This is a genomic window from Paenibacillus sp. 1011MAR3C5, assembly GCF_003591485.1.
Classification (GTDB): domain Bacteria; phylum Bacillota; class Bacilli; order Paenibacillales; family Paenibacillaceae; genus Pristimantibacillus.
On record NZ_QZCF01000006.1, the window covers coordinates 84,395 to 107,582 of the forward strand.

Annotated in this window: 24 protein-coding genes; 9 read left to right on the top strand and 15 right to left on the bottom strand. The window is 53.7% G+C overall.

The features are described 5' to 3' along the window. Positions 1-85 precede the first annotated feature (85 nt). Positions 86-634: an NADPH-dependent FMN reductase gene (locus tag D3P07_RS18410; protein ID WP_119801722.1), complete on the top strand. Its 549-nt coding sequence runs from the start codon at positions 86-88 to the stop codon at positions 632-634. Positions 635-649: 15 nt separating this feature from the next. Here D3P07_RS18410 and D3P07_RS18415 read toward each other — a convergent pair whose 3' ends face one another. The 3 genes from D3P07_RS18415 to D3P07_RS18425 all read right to left on the bottom strand — a co-directional run bounded on the left by D3P07_RS18415 (position 650) and on the right by D3P07_RS18425 (position 2,912). Further along, positions 650-1,789 (bottom strand): amidohydrolase family protein, encoded by a 1,140-nt coding sequence (locus D3P07_RS18415; protein WP_259391578.1) that lies wholly within the window; start codon positions 1,787-1,789, stop codon positions 650-652. Between the two features lie 162 nt (positions 1,790-1,951). Continuing rightward, entirely contained in the window at positions 1,952-2,485 is a 534-nt protein-coding gene (locus tag D3P07_RS18420; RefSeq protein WP_119801723.1) for a YceI family protein, read from the bottom strand. A gap of 187 nt (positions 2,486-2,672) precedes the next feature. Beyond that, positions 2,673-2,912 carry a hypothetical protein gene (locus D3P07_RS18425; RefSeq protein ID WP_119801724.1) on the bottom strand — a complete coding sequence of 80 codons (240 nt, stop codon included), beginning with the start codon at positions 2,910-2,912 and terminating at the stop codon, positions 2,673-2,675. A 235-nt stretch (positions 2,913-3,147) separates the two neighbouring features. Here D3P07_RS18425 and D3P07_RS18430 point away from each other — a divergent pair, with 235 nt between their 5' ends. The 6 genes from D3P07_RS18430 (at position 3,148) to D3P07_RS18455 (ending at position 10,399) form a co-directional block, all read left to right on the top strand. After that, entirely contained in the window at positions 3,148-5,283 is a 2,136-nt protein-coding gene (locus D3P07_RS18430) for a multicopper oxidase family protein (RefSeq protein ID WP_119801725.1), read from the top strand. Positions 5,284-5,352: 69 nt separating this feature from the next. Continuing rightward, positions 5,353-5,856 (top strand): hypothetical protein, encoded by a 504-nt coding sequence (locus D3P07_RS18435; protein ID WP_119801726.1) that lies wholly within the window; start codon positions 5,353-5,355, stop codon positions 5,854-5,856. Positions 5,857-5,903: 47 nt separating this feature from the next. Next, positions 5,904-6,398, top strand: a complete 495-nt coding sequence (locus D3P07_RS18440) for a hypothetical protein (RefSeq protein ID WP_119801727.1) — start codon at positions 5,904-5,906, stop codon at positions 6,396-6,398. Positions 6,399-6,460: 62 nt separating this feature from the next. After that, positions 6,461-8,749, top strand: a complete 2,289-nt coding sequence (locus D3P07_RS18445; RefSeq protein ID WP_259391579.1) for a PAS domain S-box protein — start codon at positions 6,461-6,463, stop codon at positions 8,747-8,749. A gap of 53 nt (positions 8,750-8,802) precedes the next feature. After that, a complete protein-coding gene (locus D3P07_RS18450; RefSeq protein ID WP_119801728.1) occupies positions 8,803-9,489 on the top strand; it encodes a futalosine hydrolase in 687 nt (228 codons plus the stop codon). Between the two features lie 58 nt (positions 9,490-9,547). After that, a complete protein-coding gene (locus D3P07_RS18455; protein ID WP_119801729.1) occupies positions 9,548-10,399 on the top strand; it encodes a 1,4-dihydroxy-6-naphtoate synthase in 852 nt (283 codons plus the stop codon). Positions 10,400-10,490: 91 nt separating this feature from the next. Here D3P07_RS18455 and D3P07_RS18460 read toward each other — a convergent pair whose 3' ends face one another. Together D3P07_RS18460 and D3P07_RS18465 are read right to left on the bottom strand one after the other, a co-directional pair. Next, complete coding sequence (locus D3P07_RS18460; RefSeq protein WP_119801730.1) at positions 10,491-10,826, bottom strand: ArsR/SmtB family transcription factor; 336 nt, start codon at positions 10,824-10,826, stop codon at positions 10,491-10,493. A 1-nt stretch (position 10,827) separates the two neighbouring features. Beyond that, positions 10,828-11,253, bottom strand: coding sequence for an SRPBCC family protein (locus tag D3P07_RS18465; protein WP_119801731.1), 426 nt, complete (start codon positions 11,251-11,253; stop codon positions 10,828-10,830). A gap of 270 nt (positions 11,254-11,523) precedes the next feature. On the opposite strand from D3P07_RS18465, the gene D3P07_RS18470 reads away from it, so the two are divergent. Continuing rightward, positions 11,524-12,090 (top strand): beta-class carbonic anhydrase, encoded by a 567-nt coding sequence (locus D3P07_RS18470; protein ID WP_119801732.1) that lies wholly within the window; start codon positions 11,524-11,526, stop codon positions 12,088-12,090. A gap of 108 nt (positions 12,091-12,198) precedes the next feature. On the opposite strand, the gene D3P07_RS27630 is transcribed toward D3P07_RS18470, so the two are convergent. Then, positions 12,199-12,321, bottom strand: a complete 123-nt coding sequence (locus D3P07_RS27630) for a hypothetical protein (RefSeq protein WP_259391580.1) — start codon at positions 12,319-12,321, stop codon at positions 12,199-12,201. Positions 12,322-12,365: 44 nt separating this feature from the next. On the opposite strand from D3P07_RS27630, the gene D3P07_RS18475 reads away from it, so the two are divergent. Then, positions 12,366-13,145 carry a hypothetical protein gene (locus D3P07_RS18475; protein ID WP_119801733.1) on the top strand — a complete coding sequence of 260 codons (780 nt, stop codon included), beginning with the start codon at positions 12,366-12,368 and terminating at the stop codon, positions 13,143-13,145. 202 nt (positions 13,146-13,347) lie between these two features. Here D3P07_RS18475 and D3P07_RS18480 read toward each other — a convergent pair whose 3' ends face one another. The 9 genes from D3P07_RS18480 to murQ form a co-directional block, all read right to left on the bottom strand. Continuing rightward, the gene (locus D3P07_RS18480) at positions 13,348-14,535 is read right to left on the bottom strand and encodes an anhydro-N-acetylmuramic acid kinase (protein WP_119801734.1); all 1,188 of its coding nucleotides are present in this window, start codon (positions 14,533-14,535) and stop codon (positions 13,348-13,350) included. A gap of 198 nt (positions 14,536-14,733) precedes the next feature. Then, positions 14,734-15,660 (bottom strand): N-acetylglucosamine kinase, encoded by a 927-nt coding sequence (locus D3P07_RS18485; protein WP_119801735.1) that lies wholly within the window; start codon positions 15,658-15,660, stop codon positions 14,734-14,736. 27 nt (positions 15,661-15,687) lie between these two features. Then, a complete protein-coding gene (locus D3P07_RS18490; protein ID WP_119801736.1) occupies positions 15,688-16,827 on the bottom strand; it encodes an exo-beta-N-acetylmuramidase NamZ family protein in 1,140 nt (379 codons plus the stop codon). 24 nt (positions 16,828-16,851) lie between these two features. Then, entirely contained in the window at positions 16,852-17,559 is a 708-nt protein-coding gene (locus tag D3P07_RS18495; protein WP_119801737.1) for a PIG-L deacetylase family protein, read from the bottom strand. A gap of 2 nt (positions 17,560-17,561) precedes the next feature. Next, on the bottom strand, positions 17,562-18,530 hold the full coding sequence (locus D3P07_RS18500; protein WP_119801738.1) for a GNAT family N-acetyltransferase: 969 nt from the start codon (positions 18,528-18,530) through the stop codon (positions 17,562-17,564). Positions 18,531-18,605: 75 nt separating this feature from the next. Beyond that, positions 18,606-19,466 carry a carbohydrate ABC transporter permease gene (locus D3P07_RS18505; protein WP_119801739.1) on the bottom strand — a complete coding sequence of 287 codons (861 nt, stop codon included), beginning with the start codon at positions 19,464-19,466 and terminating at the stop codon, positions 18,606-18,608. 18 nt (positions 19,467-19,484) lie between these two features. Continuing rightward, positions 19,485-20,384, bottom strand: coding sequence for a carbohydrate ABC transporter permease (locus tag D3P07_RS18510; RefSeq protein ID WP_119801740.1), 900 nt, complete (start codon positions 20,382-20,384; stop codon positions 19,485-19,487). A gap of 172 nt (positions 20,385-20,556) precedes the next feature. Further along, positions 20,557-22,008, bottom strand: coding sequence for an ABC transporter substrate-binding protein (locus D3P07_RS18515; protein ID WP_119801741.1), 1,452 nt, complete (start codon positions 22,006-22,008; stop codon positions 20,557-20,559). A 58-nt stretch (positions 22,009-22,066) separates the two neighbouring features. After that, entirely contained in the window at positions 22,067-22,981 is a 915-nt protein-coding gene (murQ, locus tag D3P07_RS18520) for an N-acetylmuramic acid 6-phosphate etherase (protein WP_119801742.1), read from the bottom strand. Positions 22,982-23,188 lie beyond the last annotated feature (207 nt).

Sequence of the window (23,188 nt, forward strand, 5' to 3'; positions counted from 1 at the left end):
TGTGCCGACGTGCTCCTTACAGCCCCTATGTTACGATCAATGCATAACAACGGACGCAAGGGCCGGACCAAAGGGGAACTGCACTATGAACGTAATAATCATCGCCGGAAGCAACCACAAAGGGGCTACAAGCACACGTCTTTCTGAATACATCAAAGAGGTAATCGCCGCCGAAGGGCATCAAGTCACTCTGTTCGACTTGTACCGCAAGCCGCTCCCATTCTATTCGCCGGACGGTGAAAGCGCCAATAGCGGTCATATCGCAGAGCTGAAGCAAGGCATGCATGCGGCCGATGCCATCGTGCTGGCAACGCCGGAATACCACAGCAGCATCTCCGGCGTATTGAAGAATGCGCTGGACCATCTGGGTCAGGATCACTTCCGCGGCAAAGCCGTACTCTCCATGAGCTCTGCAGGAGGCGCGGTGGGCACAAGCTCCCTGCAGCAATTGCAAACCATCGTACGCAATTTGCACGGGATCAACTCACCAGAGTGGGTGTCCATCGGCGGCGCCCAACGGAACTGGTTCGCCGAGCCTCATACGGACAACGAAGGCTCTGGCGGCGAGATTGTGGAGCGAATCAAGCGTGTGGCCCACTCGTTCCTGGAGCTGGCGGCACGAATAAGAGGATAGGCGCGTCTTGCGCGCCTATCCTTCTTTTCCGTTCCGGATCAGCCACTCGCCCGCTTCCCGCTTCGATAGGGTCGCAAGGTCAAGTCCGCTATCGTCTTCCCCGCCTAACCCCCTTATCTTCTCAAGCTGCGTCCTTGTTGCCGGCTGCCGCTCAATCAGCCCGTTCATATTGCTGTATGCGATGCGCTCTGCCAGTTCGCTGTCATCCAGCTTATCTATCAAGCGGTACATGGCTTCGATCGCCAGCTCTTCACTGCTTAGACCAAAACCTGAATCCGTGCTCAGCACGATCCGGTCCGGGAACTTCCGAATTACTGGAATGAAATCCTCCAGCACATTGGCGCTTTCGGGATTGAATACCGTAAAGCCCGCGAAGAAATCGGCATACAGGTTCGGATACGCCTCCAGCCACGCTTCCAGATTGCCTGGCGAATTAAAGACATTCGCATGAGCGAGGATAAAGGTCGTATCGGGATAGGCAGCCAGCGCCTCCTGCAGCTTGGAGACCGGCGTTCCGTTCAGCGGATCAATGTGCAGCAGAACCGGCGCCTGATACTCCGCGCATAGCGCATAGATTTCCGGGAGAATGCCGTCCATCGGATGCTCCGTCTTCCACTCCACTTGCGCAAGGGCCGGAGAATACTGGGATGCAGCCGCAATCTCACCTAAGCCGAAGTATCCTCGCTCCAGATTCTTGCGCAGCTTGTCGAGGCCTGCTTGCTCCAGCAGATTAATACCGGACGTAAAGGGAATAAATCGGTCAGGGTTGTTCTGATAAGCTTCCCAGGCCGTCTCATCCGTAGCCTCCGCAGCCGGTTCCGATACGGCTCCGAAGAGAACGATCCGGTCCACCCCGCTCTCATCCCATTTGGGAATCATGCTGCGGTATTTGCCTCCCGCTGCATTATGATTGTGAGCGTCCATCAGCGGTAGATCATGATACGCCTGCACCAGCTCTTCCATACTCTTCTCCTTTAGTACCTCTGCGGACGGCTCAGGAGATTCGGATGCCTGCTGATTACCCGGCAACTGCTCGGCAACCGGCGCGGTCTCATCCCCTCCCGGAGCCATTGCCCGTCCTCCAAATATCATGGCCGCCGCCACCACCGCAATGGCGATCAATAACCAAGCAGCTTGTCTTTTTGTTCTGCTCAACTCTTCGCCCCCTCGTCATCACTGCTAATCTACGAACAACATAGCATCCTCATCCATTTATGTAAATTGATTCTTTTCACTGCATGAAAGGCCGGTAAGCGGATGACAAACAAAAAGAAGACTGCAGGCCATTAGCCAGCAGTCTTCCCGTTCGCATGAGGCTTAAGCTTGTTGCAAAGCTTCGATCTCAAGCGTAATTTTCACTTCATCGCCAATCATCACGCCGCCTGTCTCCAGAGCCGCATTGTACGTCAGACCGTAGTCGCTGCGCTTGATTGCGCCAGTTGCACTGAATCCTGCCTTCGTATTGCCCCAAGGATCGCGGCTTGTGCCTTCGAACGTCACCTCGAATGATTCCGAACGCGTCACGCCGTGCAGGCTAACGTCTCCCGTTACAGTGTACTCGCCTTCGCTTGTTTGGGAGATGGAAGTCGCTTTGAAGCCCAGTGTCGGGAACTTCTCCACATCGAAGAAATCAGCGGATTTCAGATGCGCATCGCGATCGCCATTGCGCGTATCTACACTGCTCAGATCGATATTAAAGGAAATTTCAGCGGAAGTCAGATCGGCCGGATCCGCCACGATGTTCGCATCGAACGCATGGAACGTGCCTTTTACCTTCGCAATCATCAAGTGTCTTACGGAAAATCCAACTTCGCTGTGCGACGCGTCTACAACCCATTGTGCTTTTGTCATTGTTATAACCTCCATATGTGATTTTATTTACTAACAATTAATAATTAACTAACTTTAGATTATGAAATTATCTTAAATCAAAGACATCTTGCTGTCAACTCTTTTTTTCCTCCAACTACATAAAAAAGCTGCCTGTACGCCGCGAGGCGGCTAGGGCAGCTTCCATTCTATTTGCAAATAATAAATATTATTCCGCTTCTACTTGGGATACTTCTTCTTCTGCTTCCGCCTCGGCTTCTTCCGCCGATGCAGCCGCTTCTTCCAATTCTTCGTCCAGTTCCACTTCCACCGCTTCTGCGGATTCTGCTTCAACTGCTTCCTCGGCTTCAGCCTCCTCTGCCGCTTCTTCCGCAGCAGGAGCATCCTCCGAAATCAATTCCACAATCTCTTCAGCGCCCTCTTGAACAATTTCTTGTTCTTGGCTCATATCTCTCACCTCCCTACCATTTTCTATCTTCATTGTAGCGCTTTCATAGGTACTGGGATAGAGGTGTAAAATGTCGTTTCATAGGAAGTTTTCCCCTTTGCAATGCGGGTTTCGCCGCTTGTCAGGCCTCCCCGTCTGAGGTCTAGGTTAAGGATGAGACTCCCGGAGGTTACACGCAAATCTCTCACGGGATACGATATTAACGTAAAGCGAATGAACGGGAGGATTACACCTTATGTATAGTGCACTAACCAATATTAGCCTGGGGTCGCTATTCCTGCTCCTTATCATCAGCTTGATTGCTGCCAACAAGGTATCCAAGCTGATCTTCTCCCGAACGGAGATGGAATTGCACCGCAGAGCGCGCAAGCTGCGCTTCTGGACGGTTATGCCCAGCGTATTGGCCGCAGGTTCCATCTCAGCAGACGTTATGCTTGCTTCGATTAGCCCGCCCGTCTTCTGGATGGATCGCCTCTTCTTGCGAATGCCGCTTGCCCTCCTCGCCCTCTCCCTGCTGTGGCTGTTGGCGTGGCCGAGACTGCAGATGCTCATCCAGCGCACCCAGAGCCAAAGAGAGATCACGCCGGATATGCCGCGCAGGAGACATGCTACAGACACGGCTTTGGTCGCGCCCTACAAATGGCTGGCGCTCGTATCCGCTTTTCTTGTCTATTTCATCCTGTCTCCGCCGGTACCATTCCTCATGGTAGAGATCGCAATTCCTTTGACCGCAATGCTGTTCCTTGGAAGCTTGCTCTGGATGCATCAATCGAGCCGCAATGCCGCTGCCTCTGCATCCGATGCCGTTACTGTCTATCGCCCCTGGTCGAGACGGGCGCGCATAACGGGTCTCGCAGCAGTCGCTTGCGCCGTATTAAGCGTGCCGCTGCTCATCGCAATGGATGCCAGCCGCCAGCCCGGAAGCCTGAGTATGATGGCGGGTAAACCTGACTATGGAATGATCCGCGAGGCAAGCGGCAAACTGGTCAAGTCCGATTCTCCCGTCAGCCATGCCCATCATTCGTTGCCGGTTGCAACAGCGGTTCTGACGCCCGATGAGACTGGCATTCCCGTCACCGCATTAAGCGGCCCGCAGGAAGGGAAGCCCGATCAATCCTTCACGCTCACAGCCAGGAAGGCAAGCATGGCGTTAAGCTCAGGAAAGGTCATTGAAGCCTGGACGTACAACGGTGAGCTGCCCGGACCGGAAATCCGGGTACGTGAAGGAGAGCTTGTGGAAGTGACATTGTACAACGAGGATATCGAAGCCGGCGCCACGCTCCACTGGCACGGACTCGATGTGCCGAATGCCGAGGATGGCGTAGCTGGCGCAACCCAAGACGCCGTCATGCCCGGCGGAAGCCACACTTACCGATTCGTAGCCGAGCAAGCCGGCACCTTCTGGTATCATTCTCACCAGCATTCCAAGGAAGCTGTCGAGAAGGGATTGTTCGGCGCTCTGATTGTCGAGCCTGTCGAGACAGACCATCAGCCTGATCATGATATCGTCGTATTGACGCACATCTGGGATGGCGCCGGCACCGCTGTCGGCAACTCTGATACCCTGCAGCGTATTCAGATACAGCCCGGCGAACGCGTGAAGTTCCGTCTCATCCAGACAGATAACTGGCTGCGCCGCTCCTATACGTTATCGGGCACGTCATTCATGGTTACAGCTATCGATGGCGTCGATTTGAATGGGCCGGAGCCCCTGCAGAATACAGAACTGGTGCTGACTACGGGAGGGCGTTACGATGTCGAGTTCACGATGCCGGAAGAGTCTGTCTACCTCAGTATCGACGGCATGCGCGACCGGGGATTGCTCATGAGTGCGGATGGTACCGGTGAAGTGCCGCAGACCTCTCGACCATCCACTGTCTTTGATCCGACCCATTATGGTGAGGAGGCGTCCACGCCATTTGACGCGAACAGTGATTTCGATCGGGCGTTTACGATGATTCTGGACAATCGCCTCGCTTTTTTAGGCGGAGTACCCGCCCTGTATGATACAATTAATGGAAAGGTATTCCCGGATACGCCGATGTACATGGTCAAGGAAGGGGAGCTTGTCAAAACAACGATTTATAATCGGAGCGCCGTCGACCATCCCATGCATCTTCATGGGCATCACATGCTCGTGCTTTCCCGCAACGGTGAGCTGGTAACGGGCAGCCCCTGGTGGTCGGACACACTGGACGTCGCACCCGGCGAAGTGTACGAGGTCGCCTTCCTGGCGAACAACCCCGGACTGTGGATGGATCACTGCCACAACCTCCAGCACGCAGCCGCGGGCATGACGATGCACCTGATGTACGAAGGAGTGACATCTCCCTTCCAGATCGGCGTCGATACGCATAATCATCCGGAATAGGGCAACTACGCTATGATCGGGCCCTTTTATCCTATATAATTATAAAAGAAGATCGGAGTGTTCATCGGTATGAAAATCAAAACGATTGGCGGGGTTCTCCTGCTGCTGCTTGGCATCATTTTGCTTCTGAATCAAGGCGAGACCTTTGGTCCCGGCAAAATCTTCGCTTATTTTTGGCCATCCCTGTTCGTCATACCGCTCGGTTTGTTGTTCCACTGGCTGTATTTCAGCGTAACGGAACGCCGGGTTTCGGGGCTATTGATTCCAGGCGGTGTGCTGCTTACTGCGGGCTTTGTCTGCCAGGTCGCCATGCTGCTAGGCAATTGGGAGTACATGTGGCCGGGCTTCATTCTGGCGCCGGCTGTCGGCCTGTTCGAGTTCTACTGGTTCGGCAAGCGCAACAAGTGGCTGCTTATCCCGATTAATATTTTGACCGTGCTGTCGCTGCTTTTCTTTATCGTCTTCTCCTTCGGCTCGCTCTTTGACGTGCTGCTGACGAAACAACCGTACTTCGCCATCCTGCTTATTATCGGCGGTGCCGCGATTCTGACGCTGCGCAAGAAATCCGACTGAGAGAAGGCCTTATTACGGCCTACCACCAAGGAGGATTAACCAGATCTATGCTTACCTTTGACCAAAAACTTGCTATTATCGCGTCCTTTCCTGAGCTTCAGCGGAAGGACGTTTCGCTTGGGCGCGTAAACTTTCATTATGAAGAGAGCGTCCATGAGAAGAAAACCGTCGTCTATCATCTCCACCCGAACGGGAACGGCTTCATCTATGGCGGACTGATCGACGGCTTGGAGACCGACGCTAAAGGTCTCGTCAATATTCGCGACTACAGCGAAGATGAGCTCAAGGACCTGATTGCTCGTTCCATCACATCCTTATCCGCTGGAGAAGCAAGCGATCAAGATGATAAGCCAGCCGCGGAAGAAGAGGGCTACCGTTCCTCCCGCGCCGAATTTTGGCGCGGAGCCGGCGGCACCCGGCTGACGCTGCTATTTCAGGAAGACCTGTGGTTCGTCTATGCCGGCAACGAGCTGGACATGGCGTTCGAGACGCATGACGAAGCGACTCAGTATTTGGTAGATGAAGGGTTTCGACGCGAATAGACAGGAATTCGCCTCCCGTTGTCTAATTGTAAGAAGACAACTAGATTTCGGGAGGAACATCCGTGTCCATCAAAGCTAAGCTATCCTTGTCCATCTCCGCGATTGTAGCGGCGATTCTTGCCTTAAATATTATGTTTTCCTATATTAGCACCAAGATGGCTCAAGATGCCGCCCTGGAGCAGCAAATTCAATCCATCGTCGAGCAGCTCGGCGTTACGCTTGAAATTATTGAGACGACACGCGAGGCGATGGACGCCGAGCTTGGCGAGAAGCTTCGCATGGCCGCTATTGTGGCTAAGGAGAAGCTCCATCCGGATATTAAGCATGTCAGCAGTGAGCAATTGGCAGCCCTCAGCAAAGAGCTGGATCTGGACGATATTACGCTTTGGCAAAGATTAGATGGCGAGATCGTATCCATCCTATCCTCCAATCCAGAGGAGGTCAATCTGAACTCCAATACATGGGATTACTGGGACAAAGCGTTCCATCAGCTCTTCGATAGGAAAGAGGTGTCCGTCGGACGCGGGGATGCGCTTAAGGATTATTGGTCCGGTCCCATTAATTACGCGGTTTCCGACCCTACCCAAATTAACAAATGGGGCTATTATTTCGACGGGACAACCAATTATATGATCAACACGATCATTAATACGGATGAAAATTTCTCATTCGATCTCGTCAACGGCACCAACAATGTGATAGCCAAGCTCAAGAGCCAGCAGTCAAGCTTGCTGGAAGTGACTGGCTTCGATCCGCAATACTTTGGCTCCGAGCCGATCATCAAGATGAAGAAAGGCATTCCCATCTACAATCTGGACGTCCGGGCTATTCCTTTTGGCCAATATGAATACCGCAACTCGCAGGAGGATTCGCATCATATTCACAAGGTGCTGGAGAGCGGCATCATGCAGACCGATAAGTACATGATCAACGGCAAAGAGGTGCTTCGCAGCTTCATCCCGATCAAGATCAACGCTGAAAAAACATATGTTATTGGCGTCGCCTTCGACAAGGCTGAGCTTCAGGAGTCCCTCCACCGCCAGTTGCTTGCCCATGTGCTGATTTCGTTATGCCTGCTGCTGTTTGCGATGCTGGGAAGTTATTTTATAGCGGGGTACATGCTGCGTTCGCTGAATCAAATTATGAACAAAGTGAATGCCATCGCAGACGGAAACTTCGTCGCCAGCATCTCCATTCAGAACAAGGACGAGCTTGGCTTGCTTGCATCCCGCGTCAACTCTATGGGCGTGCGGCTGTTGGATTATACGACTCAATTGAAGGATACGGCGCGCGAGCTGCAAAGCACCAAGCAATATCTGGAGTCGTTCGTCAATCATACCTCGGATGCAATCCATGTCATGGATCTCGATGGACATATTATACAGGTCAATCTGGCGTTCGAGATGATCTATGGCTGGAGCAGCGAAGAAGTGACTGGCCAGCTGCATCCCAACTTGCCGGATAACCAGATCGAATCGCATCAGGTGCTAATCGCAACCATATTGGAAGGCGGCTCTGTAACCGACTTCGAGACGGTCCGTTACACGAAGGACGGAGAGCTGATCGATGTGTCCATTACCATATCCGCCATTCGTGACGAGCTGGATGAGATTATTGCGATTGCCACCATATCCCGAAATATTACATCCCGGAAGCAGTCCGAAGAGATGATCCGCCGCTCGGAGAAGCTGGCCGTTGTCGGCCAACTGGCCGCCGGAGTTGCTCATGAGGTTCGCAATCCGCTCACCACGCTTCGCGGATTCGTCCAGTTGCAGAAGCAGAAGGGTTCACTGTCCATGTCGCATCTGGATCTGATGTTGTCTGAGCTGGATCAGATCAACATGATCGTAAGCGAGTTTCTAGTGCTCGCGAAGCCGCAGGCAATCCGCCATGAATGTCTGAATGTTGGCGATCTGATACGGGATATCGTTATACTGATGGATTCCGAGGCAAGACTGAGCAAAGTCAATCTATCCATTCATCAAATCACGGCTATCCCCTCCATCGGCGGCGTAGGAAGTCAATTAAAGCAAGTCTTTGTCAATATGATCAAAAATGGCGTAGAAGCGATGCCGGATGGCGGGGAGCTTACGATCGAGCTGGCGGCAGCCGAGGATGGCCGCGAGCTCTTGATACGCTTCACCGATCAGGGCCTCGGCATCTCGGAGGAAGATATGGGACGCCTCGGCGAACCGTTCTTCACGCGAAAGGAAGGCGGCAACGGCCTTGGCATCATGATCTGCCAGCAGATCATCCGCAATCATAGCGGCAAGTTAAAGTACCGCAGTCTTGTCGGCGAGGGCACCAGCGTAGAAATTCGACTACCCGTGAACAAGTCGGCAGTCCGATAAGACTAATGTCCGTCCGGGAGCTGCTTGTCGACCATTATAAAGGAGTCTTCACCATGACCCAACCTTCCACAATCCAAACTAAAGACACACGAATTCTGGTTGTGACGGCTGTAGAAGCCGAGAGGGAAGCCGTCCTGCGCGGCCTCTCACAAGCCGGAGCTATCCACTATGATGTCATCGCCGGCGGCGTAGGTCCTGCCGCCGTCGCAGCTCGCACGGCTGCCATGCTGGCAACAGCCGGTCATCGTTACCAGCTCGTCATCAGTGCAGGAATTGGCGGCGGCTTCCCAGGACGAGCCGCGATCGGAGAGCTCGTCATCGCTGATACGATCGTGTCGGCTGACTTAGGTGCAGAGACCCCTAACGGCTTCCTCAGCGTGGACGAGCTTGGCTTCGGCACCTCGCGAATCGACTCCCACGCAAAGTGGAACCAGAAGCTCCTGGCACAGCTGGCTGGCGCAGGGTTGGCGTGCGCTCTTGCTCCCATCCTAACCGTCTCTTCGGCGACGGGGACGGCTGCGACAGCAGCGCTGCGTGAGCGGCTTGTGCCTGGAGCCGCAGCCGAGGGCATGGAGGGCTTCGGCGTGGCAATTGCCGCGGCGCAGCAGGGTGTCCCTGCTACCGAGGTGCGCGCCATCTCCAATGCGGTTGGACCAAGAGATCGCTCCGCGTGGCGGATCGGCGATGCGCTGAAGGCTCTGGAGAACGCCTTTGCCGCTTTCGCTTCCATCGCACCATGATGGAGCTTCCTCATTATCAGATAGACACATCAAGAAGTTGCAGAGGGAGGGAAATTCTGTGAATCAACGTCTTCACATCGCTTATTCGCCATGTCCCAATGACACATTTATATTCCACGCTTGGGCGAACGGCCTGTTGCCGGATGCGCCCAAGCTTGATGTGACATACGCGGACATCGATATAACCAATCATTTGGCCGCTCGTTGCGAGGGACCGGAAGTGATGAAAATCTCCTATGCCGCATTGCCGTGGGTGCTGTCGGATTATAGACTGCTTCCTTGTGGCGGCGCGCTCGGTAGAGGCTGCGGGCCGCTTGTATTAACCCAAAACGGGAACGGCGCGTTAGACGGCTCCGCCCTAACGGGCAAGCGAGTCGCCGTTCCTAGCGAGCGCTCTACGGCATACCTGCTGTTCCGGCTATGGGCGGCCCAACAAGTCCCTGGCGGCGTAGGCGAGATTGTCGTCATGCCATTCCATGAAATCATGCCTGCTGTCCGCGACGGCAAGATCGATGCCGGACTGGTCATTCATGAAGCCCGCTTTACTTATGGCAACTATGGGCTTCATAAGCTTGCTGATCTGGGAAGCTGGTGGGAGGAGGATACGGGACTGCCGATTCCGCTCGGCGCGATCATCGCCCGGCGCTCTCTTGATGCGGAAGTGATCAGCGGATGGATTCGTTCGTCGCTTGAGCATGCGTGGAATGATCCTTCCGCCTCCACCGAGTACGTCATGGCTCATGCACAGGAGCTGTCGCCTGAAGTGGCGCAATCCCATATCGAGCTGTATGTCAATTCCTTCAGCCATGATCTGGGCGAGGACGGCTACGGAGCCATTGAAGCCTTGCTCGGCCGTGCGGCCAAGCTTGGGCTTGTACCGGAATTCGATCTGCGGTTGTTACGAGAATAATCACGCTAAGCAACGGACAAAGGTCCCGTCAGCACAATGGCTGACGGGACCTTTGTCCGTACTGCTCAGGCAAGGCAGATGGCCGCGCTCACTAATGGTTCTCTTGTTCTCCGTTCTCGACATACTGCTTGAGAGCAGCCAGCTTATTATCCCAATAACGCTCGAAGTAAGCGAGCCATTGCTGCAGCTCCCGCAGCGGCTCCGCCTCCAGCCTATACCTCGTTTCTCTTCCCACCTTGCGATCCTTCACCAGCCCTGCATCCGCCAGGATGCGCAGATGCTTGGACACCGCCGGCCGGCTCATCGGGAAGTGCCCGCTGATGATGTTCACTGGTAGCTCGCCATCGCCAAGCAGATGAAGAAGCTTACGTCTTGTGGGATCCGCGATCGCATGGAAGACGTCATGCTTGGGCAATGCCTCTCCCATCTCAGCCCTCCACCGTACGGACAAGCTTCTGCACAATACCCGTCCAACCGCCAGCCATCCGCTCTCTCACCACCGCATGCTTCTCTCCGAAAGCGGTAACCGTATCCGTATTCCAGCCTCCGTGGATGAGCGTGAATTGAGTGCCTTCATCTACCTCCTCCAACTCGAACGTTACCGTCCAGTCCTTGTCCCAGGAAAAGACCAAGCGATTAGGCGGGTCCAGCTCCAGCACCTTACATGGCGAATGACCGAATGGCCCTGCATTTAATTGAAACTCGTGCCCCAGTATCGGCTCGAAGTTGTTCGGCATGAACCATGCAGCGATTCCCTCCGCCGTTGCGACCGCCTCCCAAACTTTTGCAATTGGAGCTTTTATCGTGACTTCCTTGACTACATCAGCCAGTACTCCCTGTTGTTCATTCGACATCCTGTATTCACTCCTTCTAATTGACGCAGGCCACGATTGACGCCAGTAGCCATACCGTCTCTTCGCATCCCCGACAGGGTTTTATGCTATAAAACACAGTTCCGCGCACTAAACCACACAATAGGAAACCAAATGGTTTCTATTCACCATAATACGAAACCTTTTGGTTTCCTGTCAATAGTCTTTCATTGACGAGTGGTGCGATTGTATGAATAATAGATAAAAAAGCACGCTCTGTACGAGTTTCAATTGTTAAAAGGAGGATCACCTATGTCTATCGTTCCACAATTGATGGCATTCAATAAAACATTCGTCGAGGAAAAACAATACGAGGCTTACTTAACGGACAAGTTCCCGGAGAAAAAAATAGCCATCCTGACCTGTATGGACACCAGACTCGTTGAGCTCCTTCCCAAAGCGCTTAACCTTCGCAACGGAGACGCCAAGTTTATTAAGAACGCTGGCGCCATCCTGACTCAGCCCTTCGGAAGTGCCATGCGGAGCATTCTGGTAGCGGTATACGAGCTTGGCGCGCGCGAGGTGCTCGTGATCGGTCATCACGGCTGCGGCATGACCAACCTGGATACGCAAGGCATGATCGAGAAATTCAGCCAGCACGGTATCGATCCGCTCGCGATCGAGACGCTGGAGAATTCCGGCATTCGCATGGAGAAGTTCCTTCGCGGCTTCAGCAGCGCGGAAGAAGGAGTCATGCATAGCGTTCGAATGATTCGCAAGCATCCATTGTTCCCTAAGGCGATTCCTGTACACGGCTTCGTCATCGATCCTGAGACGGGCGAGCTGGAAGTCATTGTCGAGGATTATCAAGCAGAGTAGCGCCGGGCTGCACAAGGCTGCCTGCTAAACGGACAAATACGTCCCGTTGGCACGGCAGCTTTTTTGGGGTGCGCTTCTCATTCGTCGCGTTCATTTCTTTTAAAACCATTATGTACCTATACGCAGCCGCAGACTGCCCGCCCCTGCAATCGTTTTCACATCATTCGGCTTATATCCTACAACCTCGAATGGGGCAGAGCTCTGCGCTATAGCCGCTTTGACTGCAACCAAGCGCGCATGGCGCCGAAGATAACATTCGGAAAGGAGGCCTGCATTTGCTAATTAGAAAAGCCATTGCAACTTATTTGACTTCATCTGCAGTCGTCATCTACATGTCTTTGATTCTAACCGGGGTAGAGACGCATGCATCCTTCCCCCGCTTTGATCAATTCATGACTTGGACGACTTTCATTAGCTTATATGTGTTTCCGATCATACTGATATACGGCTCGCTTGTATCGATGGCGCTGGAGTTTGTGATCAACAGGCGCGTGCACAGCCGCACACTGGAGATTGTGCTCCCCATTGCCGGGCATCTGTTGTTCGGCGCTCTGATCAGCATCCCTTTCCGCTCAACCAGCTTCACTTGGCTGTGTCTCTCAGCCGCTTTTCTTTACTGGCTTACGGATCGCCTGTTTGTCTGGATGACGGAAAAGGGTTGGCGCAAAAACGGCATCCTGCTCTCAATTGCGCTGCCGCTCGTGATTATCGCCGGGGTCGGCCTGTTGTCTCTTGCGAACGATAAGACACCCAAGCAGCAGCCCTTTACGAAAGAAGCCGCCGTCAGGGCGGCAACCTCTGGCACCAGCGGCACCGAGCTGGAGTTATTCCCGAAGCAAGTAGGCGCTACCCAGCTTGAGCTGGACGGCTACAAGGTTACCCGGGAGACATCCGTGGCCCGAGTCGGCGATGAACAATTTGAAGTGACCTTTCGGGAGCATTGGCGCAAAGACGATGAAGAAGGAAGCCGCTCGATGATCTATACGGTAACGCGAGGAAGCATGACCTTGAAGACGAACGAAGGCAGCGTGCCGCCTTATCTGACCGATCATTAAGATCAGTCCTGGCTGCACGAACATGATCGGCTATCTTTCTACACAAATAGAACCTTCGACAACTCTCAGGCGATGCGCTGCCCCATACTCCCCCTTCGGATAGACCGCAGTTTGGTCTGGCGAGCGGCTTAGGGGAGAGCATCACATTGAGTGTCCGAAGGTTCTTTTCTGTGGGTCTGAAGAGCGGGACGGCAAGTTCCTTTTATGGCAAAGCCAGCTTGCCCATCACCGTCGGGTACGCTGCTCCTGTAGCAGCCGGCACATTGTTCGGCTCGCCTCGCAGGAAGCTATGGCCGAGCAATGCGAAGATAACAGCCTCCTTGGCGTCGTCAGCCAGTCCGAGAGCTCCGGCGTTCATAATGCTCTGCTCCGGCAGCAGACGGGCTAGCGCAGCCATGAGCGTGCGGTTATGCGCGCCTCCGCCGCTGACAATGACCTCGTCGATCCGGCAGCGCGGCATAACAAGCTCCTTGCAAGCATTCGCTATTGTATGCGCCGTGAACGCCGTCGCTGTTGCTACAATATCCGCTGCATGCAGCCCCCGCTCCCCTGCTCTGCGCAGGAACGCTTCCGTATACGCTGCGCCGAACAGCTCCCGGCCCGTCGACTTCGGCGGAAGCTGGCGGAAGTAAGGATGCGAGAGCAGCTCAGCCAGCAGCTCCTCATCCGATGTGCCAAGGGCTGCCCATGCGCCGCCTTCGTCATAGCTCAGACGTCCGTCGGTAAGCGTCAGCACTGTCTGATCCATAATCATATTGCCCGGACCGGTATCGAAGGCGAATACGTCTTCCGCTCCCGCCCCTGGCGGCAGAGCCGTACAGTTGCCGATGCCTCCTATATTTTGCAGCAGCCTGCCCTTGTCCCGGTTTCCGAACAGGATCAGATCGCCATACGGGACCAGAGGGGCGCCTTGGCCGCCTACGGCCATATCGGCAGGACGGAAATCGCCCGCGGTAAGCCAGCCGGTCCGCTTGGCGATGACCGACAAGTCGCCAATCTGCAGCGTGGAACGGCGCAGGTAACGATCCTGCTCCGTCCCCTCCGGCATATGCCAGATCGTCTGTCCGTGCGAGCTGACGAAATCGATCTCTTCCTGCGCCAGACCAGCCTCGCGCGCCGCCTCGATTGCCGCATCCGCAAACACTTCGCCCATATAGACATTCATGCCGCATATGCTCATGACATTGGACGTCGCAGGATCGCACAGATCCTTGATTCGCGCACGCAATTCATCATCATAGGGCTTCGTATAATAATGCAACAGATGAACCTTGGATTGCAGTCCGCTTCCTTCTATCTTGACTACAGCGGCATCCACTCCGTCCAGTGATGTGCCAGACATCAGACCAATGCCAATAACAGATGCTTTCCCCGCCAATCCTGCCAGCATGCTCCGCCACTCTCCTTATCGTTCTTAGTCAGTTCCCGCCTGCGTGACCATCGAGGCCTGCAGGCAGCTCTAGCCAATCTGCCTTGATACGGCAAGAGGCCGACAGATCGTTCTGCCGGCCTCACCGCACTGCAACTTCTGCCAGCTGCCATCGGAAGGGACGCTTCATCCTCTCCAGCGGCTGCGGCTCATGCCGCCCTAGCCTATCTCGTCTTTCAGCTTCTCCAGCGCGAGCAATACGGCACCATAGGATGCGTCACGCTTCGGCTCGATACAGCTTAGCTTCGGCTGCAGGCGGCTCATCGACTCCACGAACATCTCCCGCACATGACGATTGCGCGTCAGTACGCTGCCGAGCAGCGCAAGCTCCCCATTCTGCAGGCCTAATTGCTCAATCACTGCCGAGGCAGTCTCGGCAAGAGCTTCCGCATTCTTCTGCGCGATACGCAGAGCCGTCCGATCCCCGTTTTCGCAAGCCACCGACAAGAGCGGTGCGATTGCAGCGATCTCTTTTTTATTCCGGTTTTTATCGTAGACGAATCCAACGATCTCGCGTACAGAGCCAATTCCGAGCCGCTCGTATACCAGATCCGTTATGATGGAGGGATCCTCACGTCCGTCGAACGCGCGGACTACCGCTGACAGCAGGTCGCGGCCAATGCTGTAGCCGCTGCCCTCATCGTCAATGAGATGTCCGAAGCCGCCTGCGCGATGCGTGTCACCGTTCCTATTGCGGCCGTAAGCAATGGAGCCTGTACCTGCAATCAGAATAGCGCCGTACAAGCCATCATGCGCCCCGCATAGCGCGGTCTCATGATCGCCTACCAGCACCAGCTCGCCCTGATAACCGCCTTCACGCAGGCCTGAGGTCATCAAGCCGCTGACGACAGGATTGCTGATGCCCGCCGCGCCCAGGCAAATGACCGAGCAAGCAGCAAGGCCGCCTGGCAAAGCCCGGCCAATCTCCGCGCAGATTTCGGCAAGAGCCGCTCTTACGCTGGCTTCATCTTGGCCGTTATAGTTCAAGGCGCCGACGGCAAATTCGTGTACGATCGAACCGTTCTCATCCGCGATCGTTACTGCCGTCTTCGTGCCTCCGCCATCCAGTCCTGCAACGTATCTCATGTTCGAATCACTCCGGCTTCGTTGTCATTAGTATAAGTGGAATTGCGCCTTGCGCGCCTCGAAGGAGCGGCTTTCCTCGCGGAACCGCTCCAGCAGCGCCGGAACGTCAACCGATTCCCCGCGGTACACATTGTCACCGCACAGCAGATCGATGAACGGTCTTCCGTGCTCCTTCACAGGAGGCAGAAATGCAAATTCCGGGAACAGCTTCTTCACGGTGAACAGCAGCTCGACGCCCAATTCCACCGGCCTGAGCGCACGCTCATCGAGCACATGCACATACACGCCTCTACAAAGCTCGCCCTCATGCTTCGAGAAGGTCGGCTTGAAGTAGGACGGGCGGAAATATACGCCCGGCAAGCCTTTGGCGTTCATCTCCTTCGCGAGCAGCTCCGCATCTACGAACGGAGCCCCGATCAGCTCGAACGGAGCTGTCGTGCCGCGTCCCTCCGAAAGATTCGTTCCCTCGAACAGACACGTACCCGGATAGAGCAGCGCCGTATGAAAGCGCGGAATGCCCATGGAGGGCGGGATCCATGCGAGTCCCGTCTCCGAGAATGTCATGGTGCGGCTCCAGCCCTCACAAGGCACGACATATAACTCGGCACCTAAGTTTGTCTCGCTGTTAGCCATCGTAGCTACCTCGCCAGCCGTTAGCCCGTAACGTACCGCCAGCGGATAATTGCCGACAAATGATGTGAAGCCTTCCTTCAGCACATTCCCTTCCACCGTTATGCCATCCAGCGGATTCATCCGATCCAGAACGACAAAAGGCTTGCCTGCCTTCGCACAGTCTTCCAGCGCATAGAGCATCGTGTAGATAAACGTATAATAGCGAGCGCCAACATCTTGAATATCATAGACGACCATATCAACAGCGTCCAGCATCTCCGGAGTCAAACGTTTGGAATCCTTCCGGTACAAGCTGTATACTGGCACGCCGGTCGCAGGGTCCTCATACGTATCGACCAGCGCCCCTGCGGCCAGATCTCCCCGAACGCCGTGCTCGGGGGAAAACATAGCCGCAAGATGGAATTTCTCATGCAGGATATCAATGGTTGAACGAAACTCCGCATTCAGCCCGGTCGGTGCCGTAATAAGACCAAGCCGCTTGCCGCGGAACAGATCGGCATAAGCATCGAGATTGTCAATTCCGTTGCGTATCATAAGCTTCTCCTCTTGATCCCTTCATTACAGCTCGGATTGACGCAAGCGCATCGTCTCGGCTGGAATCATGAAAGTCTCCGCATATTCCTTCCTTGCTTCCAGGCCTCTTACGCGGGCAAGAGATTTGTAGTAATCCATATAATTGAATGATTTGCTGCCGGTTACGAACCAATGAGTGGACAGTGCCTCAATCCACAGGTCGAACGCTTCTTGATGGAAGTCCACGTAGACATAAGGAACATAGTCAACCGCATCCTCCCAGTTCTCGCCATAATACAGCTTCGCTGCAAAATGCGCCGGATGCTCGCGCTCCATCGCCCGCAGACCGGCGAAGAAACGCGCGTCGTTAACGATGCGATGCGTGGTTGCATGGTCCTTATGCATGCTGTTGCAATGATGCGTAATGATGATGTTCGGCTTCACTTCGCGAATCACATCACAGACGCGCAAACGAATCTCTTGATCATCCGGAATCTCGCCGTCCGGAATCTCGAATACACGTGCCTCGCCGCCCAGCATACCCGCGAAGGTATGCGCCTCGCGTACTTTTTGCTCCCGGTATTCATTCACGTCCTGCCAGTCCGGCACGCCGCGCTCGCCCGCTGTCAGCGCCAGCGTAGCAATCTTGTCACCTTTCAGATAGTGGCTTGCAAGCACGCCTCCAGCGACTAGCTCTACGTCACCAACATGGGCGCCAATGCCCAGAATCGTAATCGGTTGTCTCTCACTCATGGTTATACAAGCTCCTTCCTCATGATAGCGAATGTTTTCACCGTCTGAAATCCGGCTTTCTCATAGATGCGTATGGCAGGATTGTTGCTGCCTGTATACAACGACATATAGTCAGTGCCAATATTCTGAAAAGCTTCGCATAGACGGAAGAACAGGCTGGAGCCAAGTCCATGGCCCTCATGCTCAGGCGTAACCCCGATCCCGGCAAAATAGCCGCGGCCGTTAGGCTGCCTGATCACCGGTCCGGCAAAGCCGACCGTCTTCCCTTCATGCGCCGCGATAACAACCGGCGTACCCGACTCAGCACTGCCGCCGATCTCTCTCTTCCATAGCGGATTGCCAAGTGTCTCCAGCATTTCTGCAAGTCCGGTATGCTTCGCTGCATCCAGCAACTCGACGGCATAGCCATCGGCTGCAGCCTTCTCTTCCTTCGCCAGAATACTCTCCGGCACCTCGAAGGCTCCAAGCTTCAGATACATCGCGCATTGCGTCGCCCGCTCCGCGTAACCCTCCTGCAGCAGAAACTGATGCAGGCCGCTTCCGACAGGCACGCCCGGCGCATTATTATGCTCATGGCGGTCCGTATCCGGGATGTACCAAGGCAATTGCATCGGATTAAAGAACAGGACCTCCGCCTGCCGCTTGCCCAGCTCCAGGAAGCGATCCTCCATGGCCTTGAGCAATCCGGCATAACGGTCCTGCTTCTCTGAAGCCGAATCCAGCACGATGCAGGTGATATATCCGGCTACGTCGCCGAGCGGAAGCTCGTCTCCCGTACAGCCGCAGGCAAAGCCCGTTACTCGTCCATCTTCCAGCCATACGAACGTGCAGGCCGGATCGAAGTTGGCATGATTCGTGAAGATCCGGGAGAAATCCTCTTCCGTCATCTCCTTGTAGCTGTCCTTAACGGCTTCCTTATTCCACAAATCGATCACTTCCGAGCGGTATCGCTCATTCCAGGCTGCGATCATGCTGTCCCTCCTCTTCCATAAACCCTGCCTAATACCAAGGCTGCGGCAGGAGCCGCAGCCTTGTAAGCGCAAATGTTAACCTTTGACCGCGCCGACTGTTACACCCTCCAGGAAGTAACGCTGCAGGCTGAAGAACAGAATGAACATCGGAACCGCCGAAATCGTCGCGCCCGCCATCATTGGAGCAAAGAATGTCGTGTTGGCGAAGCGGAAGTTTTTCAGACCGACCTGGATCGTCTGCATATCCATGGTGTTCGTGACCAGGAACGGCCAGAAGAACGTATTCCAATTTTCCATGAATGTCAGGATCGCCATAACGGCCATAACGGTTTTGGACAAAGGCATAATGATTTTGGTCAAAATTCTGAACTGGCTTGCACCCTCTACCTTGGCGCTCTCCAATACTTCCTTCGGAATCGAGCTCATGAACTGCTTCGCCAAGAAAATATTATAGACCGTAACGAGTGAAGGCATGATGAGTGCTTGGTACGTATTCTGGATCTCGAAAATGTTCACGATCAGAATGTACAAGGGAACTTGTGTTACTTGATAAGGGATCATCATCGCTGCCAGCAAGACGGCGAACAGCACATTGCGGCCCCTGAAGTTGATCTTCGCGAACGCATAACCCGCCATCGTGGCGAATATGACGTTAGAAACCATGACGACTGTAGCGACAATTAAAGAGTTCAATAACCAGCGATAGGAATATTCACTGAATTGGAAGAAGAACTTATACGATTCGAACGAGAACTTGCTTGGCCAGATCGAATAGCTGATCGCTCCGGCTTCTACGGGGTCCCCGAAGGAAGACATAATCATGAAATAAATAGGGAACAAAGTCGCTAACGCGAACAGCAGAAGGAGGACAACAATGATCGTGTTGCGTGTGTATCTGGCTGCGCGATTTCCCAAGTGGTTGTTAAACAGGGCCAATTCGGGTCCCTCCTTCTACTAGTATTCCACGTCTTTGCCCAGGAACTTGAACTGGATAAACGCGATGATGCCGATAATCAAGGCAAGGACAAGCGATTGAGCCGCCGCTTTGCCGAATTCAAAATATTTGAACGCCGTATCAAAGATAAGCAAGCCCACCATTGTTGTGGAATGGTCCGGTCCGCCGCCTGTCATCAGGTATGCATTCTGGAATACCTGGAAGGAGCCGATAACGCCGGTTACGAGCAAGAACAAAGTGGTTGGCTTCAAACATGGAATCACGATATGCCACATCTTCTGCCAGAACGTTGCGCCATCAATCTCCGCCGCTTCATAGTAGCTTTCGTCGATGCCGAGCAGCGCGGCTACATAGATGATGATGCTCGTTCCGTGGCTGGATAGCCAGGACATCAGCACGAGAGAGAACATGGACGTTGAGCTGGAGCCCAGCCAGTTCTGATTCTCGATGCCGACAAGTCCGATCAGCTGATTGAGTATGCCGCCCGGCATTGGATCGTAGATCCAAAGCCATACAACGGACAACGCTACGCCGGATGCAACTGCTGGCAAGTAATAGATTGCCTTGAACGTTGTCTGTGCCCATTTCTTAAGTGGCATAATCATAATGGCAACACCGAATGAGAGAATCAGCGCAACCGGAACCGTCAGTAACGTATAGACTAGCGTGTTCCACAAAGCTTTGCCAAAGAGCTCGCTCTCGAAGATACTCGCGTAATTGTCAATTCCAATATAGCTGGAGCCTAATGGACGGTATTCCTGAAAACTGATAAGTAGTGCACTTATAACGGGATACGCTGTGAATAGCGCATATACGACGAGCGCTACTGCAATAAATCCGTACGCCCATACGCTATCGCCCTTATTAAGACGATTCTTGATGCTTGATGCTCGAGCCATCATTCAGGACTCCTTTCACTACCGCTGACTTCACCGAAAACATAATCGGATAGCCCCCCCGATCAGGGGGCGGCTATCCGAGCGTTAATCTTGCCGAATTAAATCGGCGATCAAAACCTCCGCTCAAACGCGGTCGCTCACCCTCGAATGCATACGATGGGATTGAACTGTATTACTCTTGTACAACTCCATCTGCGCCAAAGGCATCGATTGCAGCTTTCTTCACTGCTTCGTACATCTCTTCCGGCGAAATCTCGCCAGCAAGCAAGGCTTGCAGCTTCGGAATGACAACTTCGTTTTCTACTTTGATCGCTTTCGCGCCCAGCTCTACAGGGATGTCAGGACGTGCCGGTGCAGCGTGCTCCAGCATTTTCTCAACAGCCGCGATGTTGTCAGGGTTACGAGTGGATTCCATTGTTTTAGCGATTTCACGAGCGCTGTTCGTGATATGAGCTGCGAACAGGTCCGCATTTGTTGTAGCTGCTACTTGGCCGCTTGCCAGGAAGTAAGCTGCTTTAACAATGTTTGCTTTATGCTCTTCAGTTGGCTCTTTCTTGCCGCGGAACGCTACATATCCGTCAACAACGGCATGGGATACCGCTTCTTGGCCCGCGAAGGAAGGCACTGGCAATGCAATGTAATCTACAGCGATGCTGTCTGCAACAGCGCTTCCATCGTTTGCTTCGATTTTCTTGTTGTTTTGGTTAGCGGAGTTTTCGAATACCGCCAGACCTTTACCCGTGATCATCGTTTGACCTGTCAGGAACATGTTCCAGCGTTTGCCGGCGTCAACGGAGCTCAGCTCTTTCGGCATGGAGCCGTCGTCGATCATTTGGCGAATCGCTTTCAAAACTTCCAGATAGTTTTTGCTTGTGTACGCATATTTATGATCTTTAGTGAATGGGGATGGCATACCGGCATTTTTCACCAAAATGCTCAGGTAGTCCTTGGAAGCTACACCAGCTGTTGCGAATACGAAACCGTAACGCGTTTTGCCGTTTTCCGTTTTGACGCCAGCTTTGATCGCTTCACGGAACTCTTCATAAGTCCAGCCTTCTTGCTGTACTTTCTTCCAGTCGATTCCCGCTTCCTCAAGCATTTGCTTGTTGCCGCCAATAGAGTGAACTTCCATGTAACCTGGCAAGCCGTACAGACCTTCGCCATTCTTCATGTATTCCAGCGGAGCTTCGTCGAAGTCAGCTACCATCTCTGGTGTAACCAGGTCTTTAATATCCATCAGCATGCCCATTTGCGCATACTTGGAAATACCGTCTGAGCCCATGAAAGCAAGATCAGGAGGGCTGCCCGCGTTCACTTGCGTATCAAGCTTTTGCGTCATATCTTCCCAGCTTGCAGGTTCGATTTTCAAAGTCAGGTTAGGATAAAGCTTGTTGAAGTCGGCTTCCATTTGCTTGAAGTTCTCTTGGTACTTAGGAGACACCGGCGGAAGCAGCGCCGTGATGGTGTCTTTAGCAGCTTCGCCTTCCGTACCAGTGGAAGCGGTCGGGCTAGGCGAGTTGCTTGGTCCAGCATTGTTGTTGTTACTGGATCCGCAAGCGGAAAGTGCGCCTACAGAAAGCATGAGAGCCAAAACAGATGCAGCAAATTTCGTTTTTCTTTTCATTGCTAAGATCCTCCCTTTAATCATTTAATTCTATATACCCACATCCGGCCAAGCAAGCTTACATCACTTTAGCGCAAACGCGAATAGCTTTCTTCAGGCTGCCTCCGCAATCAGACAGCAACTTCCGCGCCTCATCGGCTTTAAGCCCGGACTTGATCATCATGATCGCCAGCTTGCAGTCCATAGCCGCTTGCTGTAATGTGTCCATGGCCGTGTCGTGGTCAACCCCGGTCGTCATTCTGATCATGCGCACTGCACGATCATACAGCTTTTTGTTGCTGGCCTTCATATCGACCATCAAGTTATTGTACGTCTTGCCCAGCTTCACCATCGTGCCCGTCGTCAGCATGTTCAGCACAAGCTTCTGTGCGGTCCCCGCTTTCAATCTCGTCGAGCCCGCAATGACCTCCGGTCCAACAACCGGCGCAATTGTAATGGAGCTTACTTCGCCAAGCTTCGTTCCTTTGTTGTTCACGACGCTAATCGTCGTCGCACCGATCTCGCCTGCTCTTCGCAGTCCTTCAATGACGAAAGCGGCGCTTCCGCTTGCGGAAATTCCGATTACCGCGTCACCCGCCGTTACACCAATGCGATCGATCAGCGCTTTTCCTTCTTCTCCGTCATCTTCACAGCCTTCCACAGCTACCCGCAGTGCGATGTCTCCGCCTGCGATATGACCCTGTACCAATGAGGGATCGGTTCCGAAGGTCGGTGGACATTCTGAAGCGTCAAGCACACCAAGTCTTCCCGATGTTCCCGCGCCGATGTAGAACATACGGCCCCCGCTTGCCAGCACCCGATGAAGCGCTTCCACCGCAGCTGCAATTTGAGGCAGCTCAGCGGCGACCGCTGTAGGCACCGTCGCGTCTTCCTGATTGATGAGTTTCAACATTTGCTCTGTCGTCAACTCGTCAATCATGGCCGTTTCGGCATTAATCCCCTCCGTCGTTAAGCTTGCAAGATAGTCATTCATAGTGATTCCCCTAACGTGATCATGGCTTGGGTTCGTTTCCGTGTGTCAGCCCGAGTGATCGTTTCATTTCTGTTGTGTTGCTGACTCTATATTAAAACTTTTATTTCATTCTCGTCAATAGATTTTGAAATAAATTTTTAATTTGAAACTTATATTTGGCATTTTATATCACAAATTGTACCCCTTGCACAGTCTTTGTCGAAAGCA

Coding starts and splice junctions, on each gene's coding strand:
- murQ (WP_119801742.1), bottom strand. CDS start 22,981: ATGAATGACTATCTTGCAAGCTTAACGACGGAGGGGATTAATGCCGAA.
- D3P07_RS18435 (WP_119801726.1), top strand. CDS start 5,353: ATGAAAATCAAAACGATTGGCGGGGTTCTCCTGCTGCTGCTTGGCATC.
- D3P07_RS18470 (WP_119801732.1), top strand. CDS start 11,524: ATGTCTATCGTTCCACAATTGATGGCATTCAATAAAACATTCGTCGAG.
- D3P07_RS18480 (WP_119801734.1), bottom strand. CDS start 14,535: ATGCTGGCAGGATTGGCGGGGAAAGCATCTGTTATTGGCATTGGTCTG.
- D3P07_RS18460 (WP_119801730.1), bottom strand. CDS start 10,826: ATGGGAGAGGCATTGCCCAAGCATGACGTCTTCCATGCGATCGCGGAT.
- D3P07_RS18515 (WP_119801741.1), bottom strand. CDS start 22,008: ATGAAAAGAAAAACGAAATTTGCTGCATCTGTTTTGGCTCTCATGCTT.
- D3P07_RS18420 (WP_119801723.1), bottom strand. CDS start 2,485: ATGACAAAAGCACAATGGGTTGTAGACGCGTCGCACAGCGAAGTTGGA.
- D3P07_RS18430 (WP_119801725.1), top strand. CDS start 3,148: ATGTATAGTGCACTAACCAATATTAGCCTGGGGTCGCTATTCCTGCTC.
- D3P07_RS18410 (WP_119801722.1), top strand. CDS start 86: ATGAACGTAATAATCATCGCCGGAAGCAACCACAAAGGGGCTACAAGC.
- D3P07_RS18465 (WP_119801731.1), bottom strand. CDS start 11,253: ATGTCGAATGAACAACAGGGAGTACTGGCTGATGTAGTCAAGGAAGTC.
- D3P07_RS18500 (WP_119801738.1), bottom strand. CDS start 18,530: ATGATCGCAGCCTGGAATGAGCGATACCGCTCGGAAGTGATCGATTTG.
- D3P07_RS18490 (WP_119801736.1), bottom strand. CDS start 16,827: ATGATACGCAACGGAATTGACAATCTCGATGCTTATGCCGATCTGTTC.
- D3P07_RS18485 (WP_119801735.1), bottom strand. CDS start 15,660: ATGAGATACGTTGCAGGACTGGATGGCGGAGGCACGAAGACGGCAGTA.
- D3P07_RS18425 (WP_119801724.1), bottom strand. CDS start 2,912: ATGAGCCAAGAACAAGAAATTGTTCAAGAGGGCGCTGAAGAGATTGTG.
- D3P07_RS18510 (WP_119801740.1), bottom strand. CDS start 20,384: ATGGCTCGAGCATCAAGCATCAAGAATCGTCTTAATAAGGGCGATAGC.
- D3P07_RS18450 (WP_119801728.1), top strand. CDS start 8,803: ATGACCCAACCTTCCACAATCCAAACTAAAGACACACGAATTCTGGTT.
- D3P07_RS18495 (WP_119801737.1), bottom strand. CDS start 17,559: ATGAGTGAGAGACAACCGATTACGATTCTGGGCATTGGCGCCCATGTT.
- D3P07_RS18440 (WP_119801727.1), top strand. CDS start 5,904: ATGCTTACCTTTGACCAAAAACTTGCTATTATCGCGTCCTTTCCTGAG.